Origin of the sequence: Falsiroseomonas oryzae (assembly GCF_027856955.1) — a bacterium.
In the GTDB taxonomy this organism is placed as follows: domain Bacteria; phylum Pseudomonadota; class Alphaproteobacteria; order Acetobacterales; family Acetobacteraceae; genus Falsiroseomonas; species Falsiroseomonas oryzae.
The window spans coordinates 1-580 of sequence record NZ_JAPSMD010001003.1; the positions used below are offsets into that span (position 1 = coordinate 1).

Below are 580 nucleotides of genomic sequence, written 5' to 3' on the forward strand. Positions count from 1 at the left end.
GGGCCCGGGCCATAGCCCGGCCCTGGCCCGTAGCCCGGCCCGCGGCTGCCGCCCGCGCCGCGCCCGCGCCGGCGTTCATGCATCACCAGCACCTCGCCGCGCTGGCCCGGCGTCATGGCGTTCCAGCGATCGCGCACGGCATCGGCGGACAGGTCGGGCGTGCCAGCGCGGAACGCCTCCGTCACGCGCTGCTGCGCGCCGGGCGGCAGCGCCGCGAAGTCGCGGCTCAGCACCTCGTCGTGGAACTGCCGGCGCTGCGCGTCGGTCATCCGGGGCTGGGCGAAGGCGGCGGCCGGCAGGCCGGCGAGGCCGAGGGCGAGCAGAAGACGGCGATGCATGGCAGCTCCTTCCCTGCGAAGGACGGCCGCGGACCAGCCGCGGCGTCGATCCCTCCCATTATTGCGACTTTACTGATGTTTTGGTAGTCCTTTCGGGGGGACGGTGGCGCCGCCGCGCCCGGCGGGCTGCGCATCTTGGATACAGCCAGCGCGCGACGCCGGGCGGCGGCGGCGCTAGGCTTGGCCGATGTGCCGACTCCATATGGCGTCGCCCGGTGCCGCGGCGGCGCGCCGCCGCCCTG

General features: G+C 75.7%; 1 pseudogene. It reads right to left on the bottom strand.

The features are described 5' to 3' along the window. A pseudogene (locus OZN99_RS33195) lies at window positions 1-338 on the bottom strand (hypothetical protein); the annotation flags it as partial. Window positions 339-580: the final 242 nt, after the last annotated feature.